The sequence below is a fragment of the uncultured Muriicola sp. genome (assembly GCF_947258935.1).
In the GTDB taxonomy this organism is placed as follows: Bacteria; Bacteroidota; Bacteroidia; order Flavobacteriales; family Flavobacteriaceae; genus Muriicola.
The window spans coordinates 1-2715 of record NZ_CAMYKH010000152.1; the positions used below are offsets into that span (position 1 = coordinate 1).

Here is a 2715-nt window from a genome sequence, read left to right on the forward strand (position 1 = left end):
CGTGCAATACGATGGCAGAGTGGGTTGAGTATTCAACCAGGGCGAATGGTGATGTCTTTTTCTTCGACAACGCGCGAGTGCAAAAGGACGGTAATCTCGTTAACGTGTGGAATAGAATTCGATATAAGTCCTCAGTCATGGGAGCCTCGAGCTATCAGAGCCTTATGGAAATAGATTGCTCCGAGTACTCGGAAACAACACTACAACGTACGTTTTACTCCGATAAAAACTGGACCAACCCTGCAATGGCAACTGATACCAATAAAAAGCCAAAGGTGTCTATAAATGCGAATTCAGCTACGCAACGCCTGGCTAACATCCTGTGTCAGCAGTAGCTCGATAAATTTGTCGGGAATTTGTGGCAATGGAAGAATTAGACCTGATACTAACGTGGCTCAACAAGATTCGAGAACGTGTCGAGGCAATGAACAGCCCGGCGCAGCCCCATTAAACGGGGTCTGCGGACAAGTGAGCAAAAAAATGCTCGCGCTACTTTCGTAACGCGAGCACATATTTAAGCTAGTTATTTCTTATTCAGCTGTAATTCTATAAATTTCACCTTCGTCAGTAGAAGCATACAGCGCATTATCCGGACCCATCACGAGACCACGAAATCTCTTTGAGAATCCAAGAGGCATACGCACGATACCCTTTATTCCCAATCCGTCAGGAGTGAGATCGATTATGTCAATACGGGATCCAGCCGGCGTATCACCGAAAGCAATACCCATGATGCCAACTGTTAAACGACCTTCATAGATACCCCAGTTGCTGCCTTTGAGGAATGCAGCAGATCCGGTGCCTTGAGAAAAACCGTTGTTATTCCAGGAAGCCGGCATCAGATCTTTAAAACGAGTATCGCTCATAGGGGTATATGCAGCACGTACCGCAGGATCCATGCCGTCCATTTGATTTGGCTCATAACCACAGTACTTGTCCGGGCATGCGCCTCTGCCAGCTCTTTTCTCTGCAGGATCCCAACCGGCATTACCACCATTTACCAATGCGGTAATCTCGTCGTTATGCCATGGCCCATGCTCTGCAGTAAACGCCTTACCATCACTCGGACGAAAATCTATACCTTGTACATTTCTATGCCCGTAAGTGTAGATGCGCTTGTCAAAGCCGGCAGGCGGGTTGTTTCCGGGGTGTGCGTTACCGTCTCCATCGATTCTAAGTACTTTACCGCACAGTAACTGGCCGTCTTGAGGACAAATGCCTCTGTGACGATCACCACCGGTTACCCAGAGGAATCCTCCCGGTCCAATGCGTAACCTGCCGCCATTGTGAGCGCCAGGACCGCCGAATGGTTGGTTCGACTCGAATGGCTTGTATTGAATATCCTTAACGATATCGGTGCGGTTGGAAACGCTCTTGAGGTCGTCGCTCACTTTGAACCGCATAACAATGTTCCCGTCACACTTTTCAAAATTGGTTTTGCAACCGGAACCATGATATTTGGAAGAAGTGGAATAAAGGTAAAGTGTACGATTCTTGGCAAAGTTGATATCTGCAACTTTTTCAGTAAAAAACATGGTACCGTCAGGTAAAAAGGCCATATCCCATGGACTTTCAAGTCCGGTCATAAGCGCCGATGATTTAATCGTCGGTACGTTCATCCCCTCATGACCGTCAGCATGGGCATTAGAAAACATTCCAAACATCACGGCAAACGCTATGACTGTCGTGAAAAACTTACCTAATGGGTTCATCATGTTGTCCTCCTTAATTTATTTCGTATTTCGCGTCTTTTAAATACGCGGCTAAGTTTGCAATTTCTTCATCCGTCAAGGGCTTGGCAAACATGATCATCAAAGACGAATTGGGTCCTATTTTAATCCCATCCCTGTATGTCTCTAACTTTGACGTCGTATAAGAAACTTCATTTCCAGATATTTTTGGATAGCTGGCTACTCCTTTACCCGCTGGTCCATGACAGTTGATGCAGGTTTTCTTATATCTTTCCTCTCCTGCCTCCTTATCTCCACTCAATGCATATCCGGAAAAAATTAGAAGGAATAGAAAAAGTAGTCCTTTGGCTAATCTAGTAATGCCAACTCGTCCTCTGGATAAAAAAATTACATAAAAGTTATAACGATTGTGCTCTTTACTATCCACAAAATTACCAGGTTCTCCTCTTATTAATGGGGGGGGGAGAAAAAGTCTTGCAGGAAAGTCCCGACCTGTCAATGCCAGGCAAACCCTGCAAATGGGTGTATTGAGGGGTGAAGCACTAAGTTTTTATATGCTCTCCGGGCGCGCCACCTTTAAACCTTTTAAATCATAGACTTACTAGGGTTTTTTAATGTAATTTAAAATACTTAAATTTGTTAGGTGTAGCGGAAAGAATAGCAACCCCCCCTTTGTGGCGGCTGATTTTTTTCTACATAGCTTGCCGTATGCTCCGGTGCCAGGGTGGACAAATTGTTTTCATGCCGGTTCATAAATGTTCCGTGCAATGGCCCCAAAACTCCAAATATCTCTCAGGCAATTAGTCGCCGAGGGAAGTATTTCAGGTAATCATCTGGATGTGTTATAACTTGCCCCCCAAAAAATAAATTGAAGAGGAGCGATGAAAGTGAAGAAAACAATTCCATTATTGACTTCCGCATGCCTGCTGTCGCTATTTTTAAATAGTGCGTTCGCGGCAGGAGACGAAGAAAATATCCAGAAATTGAGCAGCTTCAAGAGCACCGGGGGCTCGAGTGGCGAAGT

Annotated in this window: 3 protein-coding genes; 1 reads left to right on the top strand and 2 read right to left on the bottom strand. The window is 45.2% G+C overall.

From position 1 onward, the window contains the following. Positions 1-11 precede the first annotated feature (11 nt). The gene (locus Q0X72_RS13845; protein WP_297766621.1) at positions 12-335 is read left to right on the top strand and encodes a surface-adhesin E family protein; all 324 of its coding nucleotides are present in this window, start codon (positions 12-14) and stop codon (positions 333-335) included. A 195-nt stretch (positions 336-530) separates the two neighbouring features. On the opposite strand, the gene Q0X72_RS13850 is transcribed toward Q0X72_RS13845, so the two are convergent. Together Q0X72_RS13850 and Q0X72_RS13855 are read right to left on the bottom strand one after the other, a co-directional pair. Continuing rightward, a complete protein-coding gene (locus Q0X72_RS13850) occupies positions 531-1715 on the bottom strand; it encodes a PQQ-dependent sugar dehydrogenase (protein ID WP_297766623.1) in 1185 nt (394 codons plus the stop codon). A 10-nt stretch (positions 1716-1725) separates the two neighbouring features. Beyond that, on the bottom strand, positions 1726-2118 hold the full coding sequence (locus Q0X72_RS13855) for a c-type cytochrome (RefSeq protein WP_297766626.1): 393 nt from the start codon (positions 2116-2118) through the stop codon (positions 1726-1728). Positions 2119-2715: the final 597 nt, after the last annotated feature.